This is a genomic window from Streptomyces sp. NPDC058001, assembly GCF_042886315.1.
In the GTDB taxonomy this organism is placed as follows: domain Bacteria; phylum Actinomycetota; class Actinomycetes; order Streptomycetales; family Streptomycetaceae; genus Streptomyces.
Map to the genome: position 1 here is coordinate 63476 of NZ_JBHVQT010000009.1, position 19514 is coordinate 82989.

Below are 19514 nucleotides of genomic sequence, written 5' to 3' on the forward strand. Positions count from 1 at the left end.
TGGACGGCGAAAGGGCGGGCTGAGGGCGATCACGCCGTCTAGTGCGTGAGGAGAAGGGCCATGGAGCCAGTCTAACTGGGTTACGCAACCACTTTTTCAGGCCCCGTCGGGGTGCTTCTGGGACCGGTGACGGGTCCCGGGGATGTCGTTGCCCAGGGGGTTGCGGTCCGGTGCGATCCGGCCGACGTCGTCGACGGCGACGAGCTGGGCGGTCCAGTCGGTCGCCGGTCCGGCGCACGGCTGGGCGATCAGCAGGGCGTCGCCCACGCGCGTGGCGCGTGACGGTGCGAAGGCGCATCCCTCGCGCGCGGGCAGCACCCAGCGCAGATCCCCGTCGGCGATGCGGTACGCGGTGACCCGGCGCGGGGTGACGACGGCGAGCATGCGGGCGCCGGGGCCGAGCACGCGCAGGACACCGGCGCCGGAGCGGGCGGCCGGGTGGGCGAGCCAGGGGGCGGTGTCGGGCAGGGCGCGGTGCCAGCGGACGTGCGGGGGTCGCCGCGTGGAGTCGGGCGGGGTGGTCGCCGTGACGAGGCCGTCGTCCCACAGCGCGAAGGTGTGCCCGCGCGCGGGCACCACGGCGAGCGGCCTGCGGCCCTCGCGCGCGTAGGTCCAGCCGTGCGGCAGGGGCACCGCCCGGTCGGCGGCCACGTGCGCGTGGAGCGCGAGACGGTCACCGAAGGGCGCGGGGCGTGCCTCGTGGGCGACGGCGAGCAGGGGGACGGCGACGAGTGCCAGGAGGCCGGTCAGCAGGCGGCGCGCGCGGCGGACGTGACGCGCCGGCGTGCGCGGGGGTTCCTGGCGGGGTGCGGGCACGGCCCCGGGGCGGGTGCCGGTGTGCGGAGCGGGCGTTCCGCGTTCCGTCACGTCGGAGGCTTGGAACACTCCGAACGCTGCGAACACTGCGAAAGACACAGCCGCCACTCAGTCCCCTCGGTCGACCCGGCACCGCATTCACTCGCGCGCGGCCCCCGGACCCGACACGACACGGCGGGCCCGTCGCGGCACGTCCCCCGTTCGGCGGCGGCTTCGCCGGGTCGTTGTCAGTGCCGGGTGCCAGACTGCTCGGCAGGTCACGAACTGATAACCGCAGGAGGAGTGATTCCCATGGCCGACAAGAACGGCGGACGCCCGACCATCTACCCGACGCTGCTGTACGCCGACGCGAAGGCCGCGATCAAACTGCTCACGGAGGCGTTCGGCTTCACGGAGGTGAGTGTGTACGAGGGCGAGGGCGGCCAGGTGACGCACGCCGAACTGGCCCATGGCGCGGGCGCGGTGATGCTCGGCTCGAAGGGGCGGGGCGGACTCTTCGACGGCGCGATGAAGGGCGCGGGCCCCGCCGGGATCTATGTCGTGGTGGACGACGTGGACGTCCACCACCGGCGGGCCGTGGCGCACGGCGCGGAGATCCTGATGCCCCCGACGGACCAGGACTACGGCTCGCGGGACTACATGGCGCGGGACGCCGAGGGCAATGTGTGGAGCTTCGGCACCTACGCACCGGACCTGCACGGCTGAGCCGCACCGGATCCGCGCGCGGGGGCTTCCGTCCGGATCAGGCGCCTCCGGTGTGCACCTGGAAGGCGGCCCTGCGCACCGCCTTGGCGAGCGCCGGGTCGGGATGGGCGGCGGCGAGCGCGACCAGCACCTGGACGGTGCGGGGATGCCCCACGCGGCGCACCTCGACGAGGAGGGCGGGGACGGTCGGCTGCACCGCGGACTCCAGGTGGCGTACGAGGAGTTCGGCGTCCCCGTGGTCCGATACGGCCGCCGCGGTGTCCACCCAGAGCCAGGTCGCCTCGTCCCGGGTCAGTACGGCGTGGATGTCCTCGGGGTCGACGCCCTCCATCTCGGCGAGCCACAGCAGCGCGTAGGGCCGCAGCGACGGCTCGTCCATGATCTGCCGGACCTCGGCCTCGGCGGGGGCGCCGACGACACGCAGCGCCTCGAAGGCGAGGCCGCGCAGCAGGGCGTCCTCGCCGCGCGCGGCGTCGAGCAGCTCGGTGACGGCGCTGCCGACGGTGCGGGCGGCGAGCCAGGCGCGGTACTCGGCGCGGGCGGCGTTGGGCCGCAGCCCGGCGCAGCCGCGCAGCATGCCGTCGGCGGACTGCTCGATGTTCCCCACCGGGCTCTGCGCGGCGACGCAGATCTGCTCCAGCTTGACCCAGACCGCCCAACTGCCCAGCGGGGTGAGGGTGGCCTGTCCTTCGGCGCAGGTCAGCGCGCCGACGGCGGCCAGTGCGTGCAGGGCCCAGTCGAGGAGTTCGGGCAGCGCCGCGTCGTCCGGGGCGGTGGGCTCGGGCTGCGGACCGTAGGGGATCTCGCAGCGCTCGGTGCGCAGTTCCTTGACGCGCTGTTCCAGCAGGTCGAGCAGTTGCGGTACGGGCACGGGGCCCGCCGACAGCTGAAGGAAGGACAGAAGCTGCGGCATGGCCTCGACGACCTCGGCGACGGCCGCGGGCTGCGGTCCGGCCGGTTCCGGGTGGGCCAGCGACCAGGCGTCGAAGAGGGCGACCCAGCCGCGCAGCACGGCCGAGTCGTCGCGGTCCCAGGCGCGCAGCCGCCAGCCGGGCCGCGCGTAGTCGCCGTGCACCTCGACCAGACCGGCGAGGCGGGCGGTGTCCCAGTCGGCGCGTACCTGACTGACCGTCAGACCGAGGTCGGTGGCGGCGCGTTCGGCGGTGATGTCGGACAGCGTGCCGCCGCCGTCCGGGGTGGTGCCGGTGCCGGGGGGCCTACCGCGGCGGTCGCGGTCGGGGCGCAGTTCGGTGTCGGCCCAACGCGCGACCCGGACGGGGCCCGCGAGCCCGGCGCGGGCCGTGCGGGCCAGTTCGGCGGGGGCGGGGGTGCCCTCGGGGGGACGCGGGGCGGGGCGCCGGGAGCGCCGCTGGCCGACCGCGCGGGGAGCGGCGGCAAGGGGTCGCGGGCGGACGAGTCGGAGCCTGGAGTCGCGCGGGATACGGGACGTCACGGGAGCAGTCTTCCGGTTGACGGTCCGAAAACCCAAACGGAACGCCACGCGGGTAGACCGCCATGCCCTCCGCCGTGGATCGAGGCGGGTTCCACCGAGGGGAAACGGAGGATCGGGTCCGGGGCCCGTGGCGCTACATCAGGGGCGTGAGGAAGCGGCGCAGGACCTCCTCGTAGGTGTCCGGGTCGGCGTTCCACATGGCGCCGTGCGGGGCGTTCGGCACGGCGTGCAGGGTGATCAGGTCGGGTCGGCGGGCGGCGAAGCGGCGGGACAGCCGCCAGGGGGCGACCGTGTCGCCGGGGCCGTGCACGAGCAGGGTCGGCACCGTGACGGCCTCGGGCGCGACGCCGTCCAGGAGCGGTCCGCCGTTCTGCCGCCCGTGCCCGGCGACCAGGCCCGTGCGGCCCTCGGCGGCACGGACCGCGAGCGGGAGCAAGGGACCGGGCGTGCGCCGGGCGGACGCGAGGGCGCGCAGCGTGGTCTCCCAGTCGAGCACCGGCGAGTCCAGGACCAGACCGGTGACCCGGTCCTTCAGCGGGGAGTACGCGGCGGCGCGCAGGGCCATCGCGGCGCCGATGGACCAGCCGTGCAGGACGACGCGCTCGGCGCCGTAGCGCACGGCGTACCGGATGGCGGCGTCCACGTCACGCCACTCGGTCGCGCCGAGGTGCCCGAGGCCGTCGGGCAGCGGCGGGGCGCCGAGGTCGCCGCGGTAGGCCACGTCGAGTACGGGGAAGCGCTGGCCGTGCAGGAAGTCCATCAGCACCATCGGGTGCTCGCGGGTGGTGCCGAGCCCGTGCACGGTGATCACCCAGGTGTCGCGGGAGCCGGGCACGAACCAGGCGGGCAGCCCGCCGAGTTCGCCCGGTACGTCGACGTCGGCGTGGTCGAGGCCGAGCGCGCTGCCCGGGTCGCCGATGTACACCTGCGGCGTGAGCCATGCCTTCGCGCCGGGTTCGAGGGTGCCGTGTGTGACGCGTTCGAGCCGGCGTACGACAGTGTCCGCGGTGTCCGCCGCGTCGGCGACCACCGGGCCCACGACGGCGTGCACGCCGTCGCCCGAGAGGCCGTAGCGGCCGGGACGCAGGGAGGCGAGGGAGCGGGTGAGGGTGACCCGGCCCGGACGGGTGGCGTGCACCGTGAGGCGGGGCTCGGTGGGGAGGGGGCGGCCGGGGGGTGCCTTGAGTGCCGCGTCGCTGGCGTAGCGGCCCACGGCGATGGCGGCGCCGCCGAGGGCTGCCGCCCCCACTGCCGTGAGGGCCGCGGTGGCTGCGGTTGCTTTGGCTGGACCCACCTGTCCAGTTTCCGACTGGTTCGGTCCCTATGCCACTCCGGTGGCGGAGGAGAACACCGGCGTGCGGCCCGACCGAGCACTAGCCCTTCTGCCCGTAGCCCCTCAGCTTCTCCCGCACCTCCGCCACCTCGACTTCCGTCAAGAGGGACGGGGTGTGGTGGGGAACCGCCGCGGCCTTCAGCCAGACCTCGCACATCCACTCCAGTTGCGCCGTGCGGTCGTACGCCTGGCTGAGTGAGTCACCGTAGGTGAGGGTGCCGTGGTTCTGGAGGAGGCAGCCGGTGCGGTCGGCCAGGGCGGTGAGCAGGTGCGCGGCCAGGTCGTCCGAGCCGTACAGCGCGTACGGCGCGACGCGGACCGGGCCGCCGAGCGCCGCGGCCATGTAGTGGATCAGCGGCAGTTCGGGGACCAGGGTCGAGACGGCGGTGGCGTGCACGGCGTGGGTGTGGACGACGGCCCGCGCGGAGGTCGTGCGGTAGATCGCGAGGTGCATCGGCAGTTCGCTGGTCGGGACGAGATCGCCGAGCACCCGTTCGCCGTCGAGTCCGACGCCGAGCACGTCGCCGGGGGTGAGCCGGTCGTAGGGCACCCCGCTGGGCGTCACGAGGACGGTGTCGCCGACCCGTACCGACACATTGCCCGAGGTGCCGACGACCAGGCCCTCGGTCACCGTTCTGCGGGCCGTCGCGACGAGGTCGCCCCAGGCCCGCGCCACCGCATCGCTCACCGCTTCGTCCGCCGCTTCGTCCGCCGTACGCGCCATGCCGGGAAAAGTACCGGGCCAGGGGGCCGAACGGGCGTATCTGCGGGGACACGCGCGTCCGTGACGTCCCCTTCGGGCAGGCATGCACGTTCTCCACTACCTCCGGGGGATTCATGGCGTGTGACCGCACTTCGACCCTTCGCCGGCTCCGCGCGCTCGCGGTGTCCCTGGCGACGCTCACCTTCGGGGGCACGGCCCTCGCGGGCGTACCGGTCTCGGCGGCGGACAAACCCAAGGGGCACGACGTCTCGTCGCATCAGAAGAACGTGAACTGGCCGGCGGCCCACGACAAGGGCGCGCGATTCGTCTACGTCAAGGCGACCGAGGCCACGAGTTATCGCAACCCGTACTTCGGGCAGCAGTACGACGGCGCGCGGGACGCGGGTCTGGTGCGCGGGGCGTACCACTTCGCGCTCCCCGACCGGTCGTCCGGCTCGGCACAGGCCGCGTACTTCGTGCGCAACGGCGGCGACTGGCGCGCGGACGGCTGGACGCTGCCACCGGCGCTCGACATCGAGCACAACCCGTACAACTCGAAGAATTGCTACGGCCTCAGCGCGTCCCGGATGGTCGCGTGGATCCGGTCCTTCAGCGACGAGGTCGACCGCCTCACCGGCCGACGGCCCGTCATCTACACGACGACGAACTGGTGGAACGAGTGCACCGGTGCCAGTCGTGCCTTCGCCTCGGACCACGCGCTCTGGGTGGCGCGCTACAGCTCGTCGCCCGGCACCCTGCCCGCCGGCTGGGGCTACTGGACCTTCTGGCAGTACGACAACGGGAGGGGCAGCCTGCCGGGTGACCAGAATCTCTTCAACGGGTCGATGGCGCAGTTGAGGAAGTTCGCGCAGGGGTAGCGCGGACCGTCCCGGCGGGGCGCGGAGGGCACGGAACCCGGCATTCGGGCGGCACGGGGCGTCGGGTTCCGGAAGCCGGGGCGTACGCGGGTCGACGGGCGGGCGTACACGGAATACCGTCACACCGGACGGAGACACCACAGCGCCCTATTGAGTTCATCTTCCGTTCACTCAGGTTGCCTACGTTCCAACCGCCACTGACGTCCAACAGAAGCCTGGGTAAATGGAAAACATCACGCTTCTCCTCGGGATCGTGATCGTCACCGCTCTCGTGTTCGATTTCACGAACGGTTTCCACGACACAGCCAACGCGATGGCGACGACCATCTCGACCGGCGCTCTGAAGCCCAAGACGGCGGTGGCCATGTCCGCCGTGCTGAATCTCGTCGGTGCCTTCCTCTCCGTGGAGGTCGCCAAGACGATCTCCGGCGGGATCATCAGCGAAGAGGGCATGCGGACCGAAGTGATCTTCGCGGCGCTCGTCGGCGCCATCCTCTGGAATCTGCTGACCTGGCTCGTGGGGCTGCCGTCCAGCTCCTCGCACGCCCTGTTCGGCGGTCTGATCGGCGCGGCCGTCATGTCGGCCGGCTGGTCGTCCGTGAACGGTTCGACGGTCGTCACCAAGGTACTGCTGCCCGCCATCGCCGCGCCCCTGGTGGCCGGTCTCGCGGCGATGCTCGCCACCCGGCTGACGTACCGCATCGGCCGCCGCGCCGACGAGCGGGCGACGGCCAAGGGCTACCGCGCCGGACAGATCGCGTCGGCGGGCCTCGTCTCGCTGGCGCACGGCACCAACGACGCGCAGAAGACCATGGGCATCATCACGCTCGCCCTGGTCACCGGCGGTGTCCTCGTGCCGGGCTCCAACCCGCCGGTCTGGGTCATCACCTCCGCCGGTGTCGCCATCGCGCTCGGCACCTACCTCGGCGGCTGGCGCATCATCCGCACCATGGGCAAGGGCCTCACCGATCTCGCGCCGCCGCAGGGTTTCGCCGCCCAGACCAGCGCCGCGACGGTCATCCTGGCCTCCTCGCACCTGGGCTTCTCGCTCTCCACCACCCAGTCCTGCTCCGGCGCCGTGATGGGCGCGGGACTCGGCCGCAAGGGCGGTGTGGTCCGCTGGTCCACCGCCACCCGGATGTTCGTCGCCTGGGGCCTGACCCTGCCGGCCGCCGGACTGGTCGGCGCGGGCGCCGAGTTGCTCACCAAGCAGGGCACCTGGGGCGTCGTCGTCACCGGCGCGCTCCTGATCATCGGCTCGGCCGTGATCTGGACGCTGTCCCGCCGCCAGCCGGTCACCCACGACAACGTCAACGATGTCGACGGTGAGCCCGCGGGCCTGGTCACCCCGACCGTCGCCACCGTGACGCCGCCCCGGGTGGGCGACCACGCCGCCCCGGAGCCGGCCGCCGAAGCGAGCGCCGACGGACCGTCGGACGAGGAACTCAAGACGACCATCCCGGCCGGGAACGGCCCTTCCGCTGAGCCCGCGCCGCGGGCCGCCACGGTGTGAGGAACCATCAGCCATGAAGATCGACTGGGCAGCTCTCGGCTCCGTGTTCGGCGTCAGCCTCGTGGTGACGGTGGCCCTGGTGGGCCTGTTCACGCTCGGCATCGTCGGACTCTCGCAGCGCGGTCCGGCCCCGGCGGCGGGCGGTGAGGCCGCGGCGGCCGACGCCACCACGCCTCAGGGGACGCCCGCGCGCGGCGGTGGCGCGACGGCGGTCGCCGCAGCGTACGCGTGCTTCGCGCTGTGCGCGGCGGCCGTCGGATACGGCATCTATCTGATCGTCGCCTGACAGCGACAACAACGCAGGACTTACTCCATGTGGGGTGCGGGACATGTGTGATGTCCCGCACCCCACTCGCGCGTGTGGGGCTTCGCACACTCTCCCTTCGCAGGTCAACTGTGAGTTGACGGGTGTTCGCGGGGCGTGGTGGACTGCCGGGGCCATCACGGCGGCAGGAGAGGAAACCGGTGCGAATCCGGTGCGGTCCCGCCACTGTTACCGGGGAGCGCTCCCCCACCGAACGTCACGGCCCGCGAGGGCTGGAAGACCGGGGGAGCCGCGGATCCGGGAGCCAGGAGACTCTCGCCGTCGTGTCCGTCGAACCAGGGCGCGGACCCTGAGTGAGGACATAGCGCGATGCCGGGCTGCCCGTCTCCCCTGCCCTTCGGCCCCCTCGACCCCTTGATGCCGGTCGCACCCCCCGTACCCGTCTCCCGAGGCGTCTCGGCGGGCTGAACCCATGCGTGCCGAGCGAGTCTTCGCTTACGGCGCCACCGCCGGTCTGCTCGGCGATCTGATCCTCGGCGATCCCCGCCGAGGTCATCCGGTCGCCGTGTTCGGCCGGGCCGCCGGCGCCGTCGAACAGTTCCTGTGGCGTGACCATCGCGCGTGGGGCGCCCTGTACACGGCGGTGTGCGCCGGTGGCGCGGTGGGCGCCGCCGCGCTGGCGTCCCGTGCGGTACGGACGTCTCCGGCCGCGTCGGTCGCGCTGACCGCCGCCGCCACCTGGTCGGTGCTCGGCGGGACGACCCTGGGCCGGGAGGCACGGGCGATCGGCGGGGCACTGGCCGCCGGGGACATCGAGGCAGCCCGGGAGCGGCTGCCCCATCTGTGCGGGCGCGACCCGCGGGCACTGGACGGTCCCGGGATCGCGCGGGCCGTCGTGGAGTCCGTCGCCGAGAACACCTCCGACGCCGTCGTGGGCGCGCTGGTGTGGGGCGCCGTCGGTGGCGTGCCCGGTCTGGTCGGATTCCGTGCCGTCAACACGCTGGACGCGATGGTGGGTCACAAGTCGCCCCGCCACTGGCGGTTCGGGTGGGCGTCGGCGCGACTGGACGACGTCGTGGGCGCTCCGGGTGCCCGCCTGACGGCCGCGCTCGCGGTGCTCGCCGGAGGTGACCCGGGCGGCGCCACGCGCGCGTGGCGTGCCGACGCGGGACGGCACCCGAGCCCCAACGCCGGCCCCGTGGAGGCGTCGTTCGCGGGCGCCCTGGGCGTACGGCTGGGGGGAACCCTCTCCTACGGGGGCCGGGTCGAGCACCGGCCCGTGCTCAACGGCGGGGGACGCGCCGTCGAGGTGTCGGACATCGATCGGGCGGTACGGCTGTCGCGGCGGGTCGGCGGGCTCGCGCTCGGCGTGGCCGTGGCCGGACGGCTGGTGTGGGCACGTGCGGCGAGACGCACGCGCGCGGGGGGACGGTCATGAGCGGGAGCACAGGCGCCGGCGGCGCGCGCAGGGGTGGGGGGCTGCTGGTCGCCGGGACCACCTCCGACGCCGGGAAGAGTGTCGTGACCGCCGGGATCTGCCGGTGGCTGGCGCGGCAAGGGGTCAAGGTCGCGCCGTTCAAGGGGCAGAACATGTCCCTGAATTCGTTCGTCACGCGCGAGGGCGCCGAGATCGGCCGGGCCCAGGCGATGCAGGCACAGGCAGCGCGGGTCGAACCGACCGCGCTGATGAACCCGGTGCTGCTCAAACCGGGCAGCGACCGCAGCAGCCAGGTCGTGCTGCTCGGCAAGCCGGTGGGCGAGTTGAGCGCGCGCGGCTTCTTCGGCCGGCCGGGAGGGCCCGGGGATCTCGCGGGGCCGCCCGGTGCGGATGGGCAACCCGGTACGGAAGGACTTCCCCGCGCAGAAGGGCTCCCCCGCACGGAAGGGCTGCGCGGTGGTCGGCGAGAGGCCCTGCTCGACACCGTCGTGGACTGCCTGGAGCAGTTGCGGCGCAGCCATGACGCCGTGATCTGCGAAGGGGCGGGCAGTCCCGCCGAGATCAACCTGCGGCGCACGGACATCGTGAACATGGGCGTCGCACGGGCCGCCCGGCTGCCGGTCCTGGTGGTCGGCGACATCGACCGAGGCGGCGTCTTCGCGTCCTTCTTCGGTACGACGGCCCTGCTGGCGCCGGAGGACCAGGAGTTGCTGGCCGGGTACCTGGTCAACAAGTTCCGCGGTGACGTGTCGCTCCTCGAACCGGGCCTGGAGATGCTCCGGGGCCTCACCGGGCGTGCCACGTACGGCGTGCTCCCCTACCGGCACGGCCTGGGCATCGACGAGGAGGACGGACTGCGGGTCTCCCTGCGCGGCACGGTCCGTGAGTCCGTGGTCGCGCCCCCGCTCGGCGACGACGTGCTGCGGATCGCCGTGTGCGCGGTGCCCCTGATGTCCAACTTCACCGATGTCGACGCGCTGGCCGCCGAGCCGGGCGTCGTGGTGCGTTTCGTGGACCGGCCGGAGGAACTCGCCGACGCGGATCTCGTGATCGTTCCTGGAACCCGGGGCACGGTACGGGCGTTGGAGTGGATGAGAGAACGGGGGCTTGCGGGGGCGCTGGGGAGAAGGGCCGCCGAGGGGCGTCCGGTGCTGGGGATCTGCGGCGGATTCCAGCTCCTGGGCGAGCACATCGAGGACGAGGTCGAGTCACGCGCGGGCGCCGTGGACGGCCTGGGGCTACTGCCGGTGCGGGTCCGGTTCGCCCGCGAGAAGACCCTCACCCGCCCGTCCGGACGGGCCCTGGGCGAGCGCGTGGAGGGATACGAGATCCATCACGGCGTGGCCGACGTGCGGGGCGGCGACGTCTTCCTGACCGACGACCGGGGACGCCCCCTGGACGGCTGCCGCTCGGGCGCCGTGTGGGGCACCCACTGGCACGGGTCGCTGGAGTCCGACGGCTTCCGGCGCGCCTTCCTGCGCGAGATCGCGGCCACCGCGGGCCGCCGCTTCGTGCCGTCGCCCGACACGTCGTTCGGGGCGCTGCGCGAGGAGCAGTTGGACCTGCTCGGCGATCTGATCGAGGAACACGCGGATACGGAAGCGCTGCTGCGGCTCATCGAGTCGGGCGCTCCGTCGGGACTGCCTTTCATTCCACCGGGAGCGCCATGAGCACCGTGCTGTTGTTGTCCACCGCCGACACCGACCTGCTGGCGGCCCGTGCCTCCGGCGCGCCGTACCGGATCGGCAACCCGACCCGGGTCGACGTGGCCGCCGAACTGCCCGCGCTCGTGGCGGGCGCCGACATCGCCGTGGTCCGGCTGCTCGGCGGCAAGCGGGCCTGGGAGGACGGGCTCGCGGCGCTCAGGGCGTCCGGAATCCCGACGGTGCTGCTCGGCGGCGAGGCGGTACCGGACGCGGAGTTGATGGCCGAGTCGACGGTGCACGCGGGCGCGGTCGCCGAGGCGTTGCGGTATCTCGTGGAGGGCGGCCCCGGCAATCTCGTGGAGCTGTCCCGGTTCCTGCTCCAGGACGTGCTGCGCGCCGGACCCGGTGGCGGGGCGGGCGAGGGTTCCGTACGGCACAGCGCGGAGCCGCGCGTGATGCCCGCGTACGGCGTACGCGGGCCGCGCGCGCGTGTGGAGGGCCGCCCGACGGTGGGCGTGCTGTTCTACCGGGCGCACGAACTGTCCGGGAACACCGAGTTCGTGGACACCCTGTGCGAGGCGATCGAGGAGCGCGGGGCCAACGCCCTGCCGGTGTACTGCGGTTCGCTGCGCGGCGCGGACCCCGCGCTGTACGACCTGCTCGGGCGGGCCGACGCGCTGATCGCGACGGTGCTCGCGGCGGGCGGCACGCACGCGTCGGACGCGTCGGCGGGCGGCGACGAGGAGGCGTGGGACATCGGCGCGCTCGCCGACCTGGACCTGCCCGTGCTCCAGGGCCTGTGTCTGACCTCGTCGCGCGCCGCGTGGCAGGCGTCGGACGCGGCGCTGTCCCCGATGGACGCGGCGATGCAGGTGGCCATCCCGGAGTTCGACGGACGGCTGATCACGGTGCCGTTCTCGTTCAAGGAACAGGGCCCCGACGACGTACCGGTGTACCGGGCCGATCCGGAGCGGGCCCGGCGGGTCGCCGGAATCGCCGTGCGCCACGCGCGACTTCGGCACAAGCCGCAGGCCGAGAAGCGGATCGCGGTCGTCTTCACGGCATACCCGACGAAGCACTCACGCGTGGGCAACGCCGTGGGGCTCGACACGCCGGCCTCCGCCGTCCGTGTCCTCGACGCGCTGCGCGCCGCCGGGTACGGCGTGGAGGGATATCCGGACCAGGGCGACGAGTTGATCCACCGGCTCATCGCGGCGGGCGGCCACGATGTGGAGTGGCTGACCGAGGACCAGTTGGCGGCGGCCCCCGCGCGCGTGCCGCTCGCGGACTACCGCGCGTGGTTCGACACGCTCGACCCTCAGCTACGGGACGGCATGGTGGAGGCTTGGGGCGAGCCACCGGGCGGGCTGTACGTCGACGGCGACGACATCGTCCTCGCGTCACTGCGCTTCGGAAACGTGGTGGTGATGATCCAGCCGCCGCGCGGCTTCGGCGAGAACCCGATCGCGATCTACCACGACCCCGACATGCCCCCGTCGCATCACTACATGGCCGCGTACCGCTGGCTGGAGAACGCCCAGCGGGACGGCGGCTTCGGCGCGGACGCGGTCGTGCACATGGGCAAGCACGGCACCATGGAGTGGCTGCCCGGCAAGGGCCTCGGCCTGTCGCGGGGGTGCGCGCCGGACGCGGTGCTCGGCGAACTGCCGCTGATCTACCCGTTCATCGTCAACGACCCGGGCGAGGGCACCCAGGCCAAGCGCCGGGGGCACGCCACGGTGGTCGACCATCTGGTGCCGCCGATGGCCCGCGCGGACACCTACGGCGATCTGGCGAAGCTGGAGCAACTGCTCGACGAGTACGCCCTGGTGAGCGATCTCGACCCGGCGAAGGCACCGGCGGTGCGCGCGCAGATCTGGACCCTCGTCAAGGCCGCCGAACTCCATCACGACCTGCATGTGGACGAGCAGCCCGACGACGGCGACTTCGACGGGTTCGTGATGCACATCGACGGCTATCTGTGCGAGATCAAGGACGTCCAGATCCGCGACGGGCTGCACATCCTCGGCGGCGGCCCGGTCGGTGAGCCGCGCGTGAACCTGGTCCTGGCGGTACTGCGGGCCGCCCAGGTGTGGGGCGGCCGGGCCAACGCGCTGCCGGGACTGCGGGCGTCGCTCGCCGAGCACTTCGGGCTGGTCGAGAAGGACCTGCTCGGCGAGCCGGGAGCGCCCGTGAAGGTGCCGGTGGAGCTGACGGACCTGGTGCCGGGCCCGTCCCGGACCGGTGCCGACGCGATCGACCTCCTGGAGCAGGTGTGCCGGCGGCTCGCGGAGGGCATGGAGGAGCGCGGCTGGGAGGTGTCGGCGGTGCCCGCGCTGGTGCGTGAGGCGGTGCGCACGGAGGTCGCGGACGCGGTGGCGGTGCTGGAGTTCGCGTGCCGTGAGGTGGTGCCCCGGCTGGCCAGGACCACCGACGAGATCGGGCACATCCTGCGCGCGCTGAACGGGGGTTATGTGCCGGCGGGTCCCTCGGGCTCCCCCACGCGCGGGCTGGTGAACGTGCTGCCGACCGGCCGCAACTTCTACTCGGTCGACCCCAAGGCGATCCCGTCCCGGCTGTCCTGGGACGTCGGCCAGGCCCTCGCGGACTCGCTGGTGGCCCGCTATCTCAGCGACACGGGCGACTATCCGAAGTCGGTCGGCCTGACCGTCTGGGGCACCTCGGCGATGCGTACCCAGGGCGACGACATCGCGGAGATCCTGGCGCTGCTCGGCTGCCGTCCCGTCTGGGACGACGCCTCACGCCGGGTCACCGGCTTCGAGATCGTGCCCCTCGCCGAACTGGACCGGCCCCGTATCGACGTGACGGTCCGTATCTCGGGCTTCTTCCGGGACGCGTTCCCGCATGTGGTCGGCCTCATCGACGACGCGGTACGCGCGGTGGCCGAGCTGGACGAACCCGCCGATCGCAACCATGTGAAGGCGCACGCCGACGAGGACACCGCCACGCACGGCGACCGGCGCCGCGCCACGTCCCGCATCTTCGGCTCCAAGCCGGGCGCGTACGGGGCGGGCCTGCTCCCCCTGATCGACGCCCGCAACTGGCGCTCGGACGAGGACCTGGCCGAGGTGTACGCGGTGTGGGGCGGCTACGCGTACGGGCGAGGGCTCGACGGGCGGGCCGCGCGCGGGGACATGGAGACGGCGTTCCGCAGGATCGCGGTGGCCGCGAAGAACATCGACACGCGTGAGCACGACCTGGTCGACGCGGACGACTACTTCCAGTACCACGGCGGCATGGTCGCCATGGTGCGGCATCTGACCGGGACGAGCCCCGAGGCGTACGTCGGGGACTCTGCCGTGCCCGACCAGGTGAAGACGCGCACGCTCGGCGAGGAGACGCACCGGGTGTTCCGCGCGCGGGTGGTCAACCCGCGCTGGATGGCGGCGATGCGCCGGCACGGCTACAAAGGCGCCTTCGAGATGGCGGCCACCGTGGACTACCTCTTCGGGTACGACGCGACGGCGGGCGTGGTCGACGACTGGATGTACGAGAAGTTGTCGGCGGAGTACGTGTTCGACGCGGAGAACCGGGACTTCATGAGGAAGTCCAACCCATGGGCGCTGCGCGGCATCACGGAACGCCTCCTGGAGGCCGCCGAGCGGGGCCTGTGGGCGGAGCCGGACGCGCGGACGCTGGAGCGGCTGCGGGCGACGTATCTGGAGCTGGAAGGCGATCTGGAGGGCGACGAGTGAGTACCCCCTATCCGTTCACGGCGCTTGTCGGGCAGGACGATCTACGGCTCGCGCTGCTGCTGAACGCGGTGTCGCCGGCCGTCGGCGGTGTGCTCGTGCGCGGCGAGAAGGGCACCGCCAAGAGCACCGCCGTACGCGCGCTTTCGGCGCTGCTGCCCACGGTGGACGTGGTCGCCGGCTGCCGGTTCTCCTGCGCGCCGGGCGCACCCGACCCGGCATGCCCGGACGGCCCGCACGAGGCCGGTACGGGGGTGTCGCGGCCCGCGCGCATGGTCGAACTGCCGGTCGGCGCGTCGGAGGACCGGCTCGTCGGCGCGCTGGACATCGAGCGGGCGCTCGCGGAGGGCGTCAAGGCGTTCGAGCCGGGACTGCTGGCCGACGCGCACCGGGGCATCCTGTACGTGGACGAGGTCAACCTCCTGCACGACCACCTGGTGGACCTGTTGCTGGACGCGGCGGCCATGGGCGCGTCGTATGTCGAGCGGGAGGGTGTGTCCGTGCGGCACGCCGCGCGGTTCCTGCTGGTCGGCACCATGAACCCCGAAGAGGGCGAACTGCGACCGCAGTTGCTCGACCGGTTCGGGCTCACCGTCGAGGTCGCGGCGTCCCGCGAGCCCGATCTGCGGGTCGAGGTGGTGCGGCGACGCCTCGGCTACGACGACGACCCGGAGGGTTTCGCCGGGCGCTGGGCGGACGAGGAGTCCGCGCTGCGCGCGCGGATCGTCGCCGCGCGGGCCCTGCTGCCGACGGTGCGGCTCGGTGACGGGGCGCTGCGGCAGATCGCGGCGACCTGCGCGGCCTTCGAGGTCGACGGGATGCGCGCGGACATCGTCATGGCGCGTACGGCGACGGCGCTGGCGGCGTGGGCGGGGCGTACGGACGTCTTGGCCGAGGATGTCCGGCAGGCGGCGCTACTCGCGTTGCCGCACCGACGGCGCCGCAACCCGTTCGACGCGCCGGGTCTGGACGAGGACAAACTCGACGACACCTTGGAGGAGTTCGGGGCGGACCCCGACCCCGAGGACCCCGACCCCGACCCCGACCCCGACCTCGATCCCGACGATCCGGATCCGGACGGGCCGGGTGGAGGCGGTGGGCAGCCGCCCCAGGACGGTGGGCCGGACGCACCGCCTCCGACCTCGGACACGGACGCGAACACGGACGCGGATCCGCAGGGCTCCGACGAGCAGCCGCCGACGGCCGGAGAACAGCCCGCGCGCGCGGAGGGCGGTGCCAAGGACGGGCAGCCGGGCACGGACGGCGGCGGCGAGCAGGCCGCCGTACGGGCCGCCGAACCCTTCCGTGCGAAGGCCCTGACCGTGCCGGGACTCGGCGAGGGCGCGGCCGGGCGCCGCTCCCGCGCGCGTACCGAACACGGCCGCACCACGGGCGCGCACCGGCCCCGGGGCACGCTGACCAAGCTGCATCTGGCGGCGACCGTGTACGCGGCGGCGCCGCACCAGCGGGCGCGCGGTAGGTCGGGGCCGGGTCTCGTCGTACGCAGGGACGATCTGCGGCAGGCCACCCGGGAGGGCCGTGAGGGCAATCTCGTGCTGTTCGTGGTCGACGCCTCGGGATCGATGGCGGCGCGGCAGCGGATGAGCGCCGTCAAGGGCGCCGTCCTGTCGCTGCTGCTGGACGCCTATCAACGGCGGGACAAGGTGGGCCTGGTGACGTTCCGGCGCGCGTCGGCGGAGGTGGCGCTGCCGCCGACGTCGTCGGTGGACACGGCGGCGGCCCGCCTGGAGTCGCTCCCCACGGGCGGGCGTACCCCACTGGCCGCCGGGCTGCTGCGCGCGCACGACGTGCTGCGCGTGGAGCGGCTGCGCGATCCCGCGCGGCGCCCCCTGCTCGTCGTGGTCACCGACGGGCGGGCGACGGGCGGCGTCGAACCGGTGCCGAGCGCCACGCGCGCGGCCCGGCTGCTCGCCGCCCAGGGCACGGCGTCCGTGGTCGTGGACTGCGAGGCGGGTCCGGTGCGGCTGGGTCTCGCGGGCCGGCTCGCGGCCGATCTGGGCGGGACGGCGGTCACGCTGGACGAGTTGCGCGCGGACGCGCTCGCCGGGCTGGTCAACGACGTACGGGGCGTACGGGACGTCAAAGGCGCACGGAACCCGTCGGGTGCCGGAAAGAGGGTCGCGTAATGCCGCAGGGACAGCCTTCCGTCGTGCCGGACGACGGTCTCACCACCCGCCAGCGCCGCAACCGGCCCCTGGTCGTCGTCCACACCGGGATCGGCAAGGGCAAGTCGACGGCGGCGTTCGGTCTGGCCCTGCGCGCGTGGAACCAGGGCTGGCCGATCGGAGTGTTCCAGTTCGTCAAGTCGGCGAAGTGGAAGGTCGGCGAGGAGAACGCGCTGCGGGTGCTCGGCGCCAGCGGCCAGGGCGGCACGGTGGCCTGGCACAAGATGGGCGAGGGCTGGTCGTGGATCCGACGCGGGCCCGCCGACGGCGACAAAGGCGCGACCCCGTCCAACGAGGAGAACGCGGACAAGGCGCGCGAGGGCTGGGCTCAGGTCAAGCGGGACCTCGCGGCCGAGACGTACAAGCTCTATGTGCTCGACGAGTTCGCGTACCCGCTGCACTGGGGCTGGGTCGAGGTCGCCGAGGTCGTGGAGGTGCTGCGGGCCCGGCCCGGGAACCAGCATGTGGTGATCACCGGGCGCAACGCCCCCGCCGAACTGGTGGAGTACGCGGACCTCGTCACCGACATGTCGAAGGTCAAACACCCGATGGACGCGGGTCAGAAGGGCCAGAGGGGCATCGAATGGTGATCTCGGTTCCCCGGATCGTGGTGGCCGCGCCCTCGTCGGGCAGCGGCAAGACCACGGTCGCCACGGGCCTGATGGCGGCGTTCACGGAGCGCGGGCTGCGGGTGTCGCCGCACAAGGTGGGGCCCGACTACATCGACCCCGGCTACCACGCCCTCGCGACGGGCCGCCCCGGTCGCAATCTGGACGCGTATCTGTGCGGTCCCGACCTGGTCGGTCCGCTGTTCGCGCACGGTGCGCAAGGGTCCCAACTCGCCGTGATCGAGGGCGTGATGGGGCTGTTCGACGGGGCGTCCGGGCAGGGCGAACTGGCGTCCACCGCGCAGGTCGCGAAGCTGCTGCGGGCGCCGGTGGTGCTCGTCGTGGACGCGTCCTCGCAGGCCCGGTCGGTGGCCGCCCTGGTGCACGGCTTCGCCTCGTGGGATCCGGAGGTACGGATCGGCGGGGTGATCCTGAACAAGGTGGGGTCCGAGCGGCATGAGGACCTGTTGCGGGCGGCATTGGACGAGTCCGGGGTGCCGGTGCTCGGGGTCGTCCGACGTGCCCCGGAGGTCGTCGCGCCGTCCCGTCACCTCGGACTCGTCCCGGTCGCCGAACGGCGTGCCTCAGCCGTTGCCTCTGTTACAGGGATGGGGGCGCTGGTGAGTCAAGGGTGCGACTTGGATTCTTTGCTGGCCCTTGCCCGCTCTGCGCCCGCGCTGGACGTCGACCTGTGGCACCCCCTGGGGGCTCCGCCCCCCGACCCCCGCTCCTCAAACGCCGGAGAGGCTGATCTTGGCTCCGCCGGCTCGTCAGGCGCCCGAGGGGCTGACTTTGGCTCCGCCGGCTCCTCAAACGCCGGAGGGGCTGAATCTGCACCCGTCGTCGCCGTTGCCGGGGGGGCCGCCTTCTCGTTTCTCTACGCCGAGCACACCGAGCTGCTGACCGGCGCCGGGGCCGAGGTTGTCGTCTTTGATCCGTTGCGGGACGAAGGGCTTCCCGAGGGGACTCGGGGGTTGGTGATCGGGGGTGGGTTCCCCGAGGTGTACGCGGGCGAGTTGGCCGCCAACGAACCGCTGCGGAAGGTCATCGGGGAGCTGGCCCGTTCGGGCGCCCCCGTGGCCGCCGAGTGCGCCGGGCTGCTGTATCTGGCGCGGTCCCTGGACGGCAGCCCCATGTGCGGGGTGCTGGACGCGGACGCGCGGATGTCGGAGCGGCTGACGCTCGGGTACCGGGACGCGGTCGCCGTGTCCGACAGTGTGCTCGCGCCGGCCGGGACGCGGATGCGGGGGCACGAGTTCCACCGCACGGTGATCGAGCCGGGTGCCGGCGCGGCGCCCGCGTGGGGGGTACGCGCGCCGGAGCGGCGCGTCGAGGGTTTCGTACAGCGGGGTGTGCACGCGAGTTATCTGCACACGCACTGGGCCGCCGAGCCCGGTGTCGCCCGCCGGTTCGTGGAGAGGTGCGCCGGGTCATGAGCGAGGGCAACAGCGGGAGCGGCGGCGGCAGTCGGCTGATCGGGGTCGGTATGGGGCCCGGCGACCCGGAGTTGGTGACCGTCAAGGGCGTGCACGCGCTGGGGGACGCCGATGTCGTCGTGGTGCCCGTGATGGCGTCGGCGGACGGTACGGACGGCGGTGAGCCGGGCCGCGCCGAGGCAACCGTGCTGCACTACGTACCGGTGGAGCGTGTGGTCCGAGTGGTGTTCGCGCTGAACGAGCGGTCCGACCGGGCCCGTCGCGAGGCGGCGTGGGACGCGGCGGGCCGGCGCGTGGCCGAGTTGCTGCGGGCGCACCCGGTGGTGGCGTTCGCGACGATCGGGGACCCGAATGTGTACTCGACGTTCACGTATCTCGCGCAGACCGTGAGCGCGTCGGTGCCCGGCACCGTGGTCGAGACGATTCCCGGGATCACGGCCATGCAGGACCTCGCCGCGCGCAGCGGTGCCGTGCTGACGGAGGGCACCGAGCCGCTGACGCTGGTGCCGGTGACGGCGGGCGCGGGAATGCTGAAGGACGCGCTGGCGGGTCCGGGCACGGTGGTGGCGTACAAGTTCGGTCGGCTCGCGGGTGAGGTGGCCGCCGCGCTGCGGGAGACCGGGCGGACCGCCGACGCGGTGTGGGGGTCCGCCCTTGGGCTGCCCGGCGAGTCGATACGCCCCGCCGCCGAACTGGCGGAGGGCGGGCCGCTGCCGTATCTGTCGACGCTGATCGCACCGGCCCCGCGCGACGGCGGACGCGGGGGGAAGCTGTGACCCGCACCCGCACCCGCACCCGCATCCATACCCGCACCCGCCGCG

Annotated in this window: 15 protein-coding genes and 1 riboswitch; of the genes, 11 read left to right on the top strand and 4 right to left on the bottom strand. The window is 73.3% G+C overall.

All coding sequences use genetic code 11. From position 1 onward, the window contains the following. Window positions 1-96: 96 nt before the first annotated feature. Window positions 97-867 carry a hypothetical protein gene (locus ACFVT5_RS23030; protein ID WP_389890970.1) on the bottom strand — a complete coding sequence of 257 codons (771 nt, stop codon included), beginning with the start codon at window positions 865-867 and terminating at the stop codon, window positions 97-99. A gap of 240 nt (window positions 868-1107) precedes the next feature. On the opposite strand from ACFVT5_RS23030, the gene ACFVT5_RS23035 reads away from it, so the two are divergent. Further along, window positions 1108-1521, top strand: a complete 414-nt coding sequence (locus ACFVT5_RS23035) for a VOC family protein (RefSeq protein ID WP_389890972.1) — start codon at window positions 1108-1110, stop codon at window positions 1519-1521. Between the two features lie 37 nt (window positions 1522-1558). Here the strand turns inward: ACFVT5_RS23035 and ACFVT5_RS23040 are convergent, their stop codons facing one another. The 3 genes from ACFVT5_RS23040 to ACFVT5_RS23050 all read right to left on the bottom strand — a co-directional run bounded on the left by ACFVT5_RS23040 (window position 1559) and on the right by ACFVT5_RS23050 (window position 5031). Further along, window positions 1559-2974 carry a hypothetical protein gene (locus ACFVT5_RS23040; RefSeq protein ID WP_389890975.1) on the bottom strand — a complete coding sequence of 472 codons (1416 nt, stop codon included), beginning with the start codon at window positions 2972-2974 and terminating at the stop codon, window positions 1559-1561. Window positions 2975-3107: 133 nt separating this feature from the next. Continuing rightward, complete coding sequence (locus tag ACFVT5_RS23045) at window positions 3108-4268, bottom strand: alpha/beta hydrolase family protein (protein ID WP_389890978.1); 1161 nt, start codon at window positions 4266-4268, stop codon at window positions 3108-3110. A 79-nt stretch (window positions 4269-4347) separates the two neighbouring features. Then, window positions 4348-5031: a class II aldolase/adducin family protein gene (locus ACFVT5_RS23050; RefSeq protein WP_389890980.1), complete on the bottom strand. Its 684-nt coding sequence runs from the start codon at window positions 5029-5031 to the stop codon at window positions 4348-4350. Window positions 5032-5144: 113 nt separating this feature from the next. Between ACFVT5_RS23050 and ACFVT5_RS23055 the strand changes: the two genes are divergently transcribed. The 10 genes from ACFVT5_RS23055 to cobI all read left to right on the top strand — a co-directional run bounded on the left by ACFVT5_RS23055 (window position 5145) and on the right by cobI (window position 19469). Then, window positions 5145-5888: a lysozyme gene (locus ACFVT5_RS23055; protein ID WP_389890983.1), complete on the top strand. Its 744-nt coding sequence runs from the start codon at window positions 5145-5147 to the stop codon at window positions 5886-5888. A gap of 223 nt (window positions 5889-6111) precedes the next feature. Further along, the gene (locus ACFVT5_RS23060) at window positions 6112-7401 is read left to right on the top strand and encodes an anion permease (protein ID WP_389890986.1); all 1290 of its coding nucleotides are present in this window, start codon (window positions 6112-6114) and stop codon (window positions 7399-7401) included. 13 nt (window positions 7402-7414) lie between these two features. Next, window positions 7415-7687, top strand: coding sequence for a hypothetical protein (locus ACFVT5_RS23065; protein WP_389890989.1), 273 nt, complete (start codon window positions 7415-7417; stop codon window positions 7685-7687). A 168-nt stretch (window positions 7688-7855) separates the two neighbouring features. Further along, a riboswitch (cobalamin riboswitch) is annotated at window positions 7856-7981 on the top strand. A gap of 157 nt (window positions 7982-8138) precedes the next feature. Then, window positions 8139-9104 (top strand): cobalamin biosynthesis protein, encoded by a 966-nt coding sequence (locus ACFVT5_RS23070; protein ID WP_389890992.1) that lies wholly within the window; start codon window positions 8139-8141, stop codon window positions 9102-9104. Next, entirely contained in the window at window positions 9101-10774 is a 1674-nt protein-coding gene (locus ACFVT5_RS23075; protein WP_389890995.1) for a cobyric acid synthase, read from the top strand. Before ACFVT5_RS23070 ends, ACFVT5_RS23075 begins: the two co-directional genes overlap by 4 nt. Continuing rightward, on the top strand, window positions 10771-14466 hold the full coding sequence (gene cobN / locus ACFVT5_RS23080) for a cobaltochelatase subunit CobN (protein WP_389890998.1): 3696 nt from the start codon (window positions 10771-10773) through the stop codon (window positions 14464-14466). The genes ACFVT5_RS23075 and cobN overlap by 4 nt, the downstream gene beginning before the upstream one ends. Beyond that, window positions 14463-16610, top strand: coding sequence for a putative cobaltochelatase (locus ACFVT5_RS23085; RefSeq protein ID WP_389891001.1), 2148 nt, complete (start codon window positions 14463-14465; stop codon window positions 16608-16610). The genes cobN and ACFVT5_RS23085 overlap by 4 nt, the downstream gene beginning before the upstream one ends. After that, window positions 16610-17239 (top strand): cob(I)yrinic acid a,c-diamide adenosyltransferase, encoded by a 630-nt coding sequence (gene cobO / locus ACFVT5_RS23090; protein ID WP_389891004.1) that lies wholly within the window; start codon window positions 16610-16612, stop codon window positions 17237-17239. The genes ACFVT5_RS23085 and cobO overlap by 1 nt, the downstream gene beginning before the upstream one ends. After that, window positions 17233-18693, top strand: coding sequence for a cobyrinate a,c-diamide synthase (locus ACFVT5_RS23095; RefSeq protein ID WP_389891007.1), 1461 nt, complete (start codon window positions 17233-17235; stop codon window positions 18691-18693). Before cobO ends, ACFVT5_RS23095 begins: the two co-directional genes overlap by 7 nt. Further along, window positions 18690-19469: a precorrin-2 C(20)-methyltransferase gene (gene cobI / locus ACFVT5_RS23100; protein WP_389891010.1), complete on the top strand. Its 780-nt coding sequence runs from the start codon at window positions 18690-18692 to the stop codon at window positions 19467-19469. Before ACFVT5_RS23095 ends, cobI begins: the two co-directional genes overlap by 4 nt. Window positions 19470-19514 lie beyond the last annotated feature (45 nt).

Excerpts from the sequence above, each read along its gene's own strand:
- cobO (WP_389891004.1), top strand. The coding sequence starts at position 16,610 with ATGCCGCAGGGACAGCCTTCCGTCGTGCCGGACGACGGTCTCACCACC.
- ACFVT5_RS23065 (WP_389890989.1), top strand. The coding sequence starts at position 7,415 with ATGAAGATCGACTGGGCAGCTCTCGGCTCCGTGTTCGGCGTCAGCCTC.
- ACFVT5_RS23075 (WP_389890995.1), top strand. The coding sequence starts at position 9,101 with ATGAGCGGGAGCACAGGCGCCGGCGGCGCGCGCAGGGGTGGGGGGCTG.
- ACFVT5_RS23055 (WP_389890983.1), top strand. The coding sequence starts at position 5,145 with ATGGCGTGTGACCGCACTTCGACCCTTCGCCGGCTCCGCGCGCTCGCG.
- cobI (WP_389891010.1), top strand. The coding sequence starts at position 18,690 with ATGAGCGAGGGCAACAGCGGGAGCGGCGGCGGCAGTCGGCTGATCGGG.
- ACFVT5_RS23035 (WP_389890972.1), top strand. The coding sequence starts at position 1,108 with ATGGCCGACAAGAACGGCGGACGCCCGACCATCTACCCGACGCTGCTG.
- cobN (WP_389890998.1), top strand. The coding sequence starts at position 10,771 with ATGAGCACCGTGCTGTTGTTGTCCACCGCCGACACCGACCTGCTGGCG.
- ACFVT5_RS23070 (WP_389890992.1), top strand. The coding sequence starts at position 8,139 with ATGCGTGCCGAGCGAGTCTTCGCTTACGGCGCCACCGCCGGTCTGCTC.
- ACFVT5_RS23050 (WP_389890980.1), bottom strand. The coding sequence starts at position 5,031 with ATGGCGCGTACGGCGGACGAAGCGGCGGACGAAGCGGTGAGCGATGCG.
- ACFVT5_RS23060 (WP_389890986.1), top strand. The coding sequence starts at position 6,112 with ATGGAAAACATCACGCTTCTCCTCGGGATCGTGATCGTCACCGCTCTC.
- ACFVT5_RS23095 (WP_389891007.1), top strand. The coding sequence starts at position 17,233 with ATGGTGATCTCGGTTCCCCGGATCGTGGTGGCCGCGCCCTCGTCGGGC.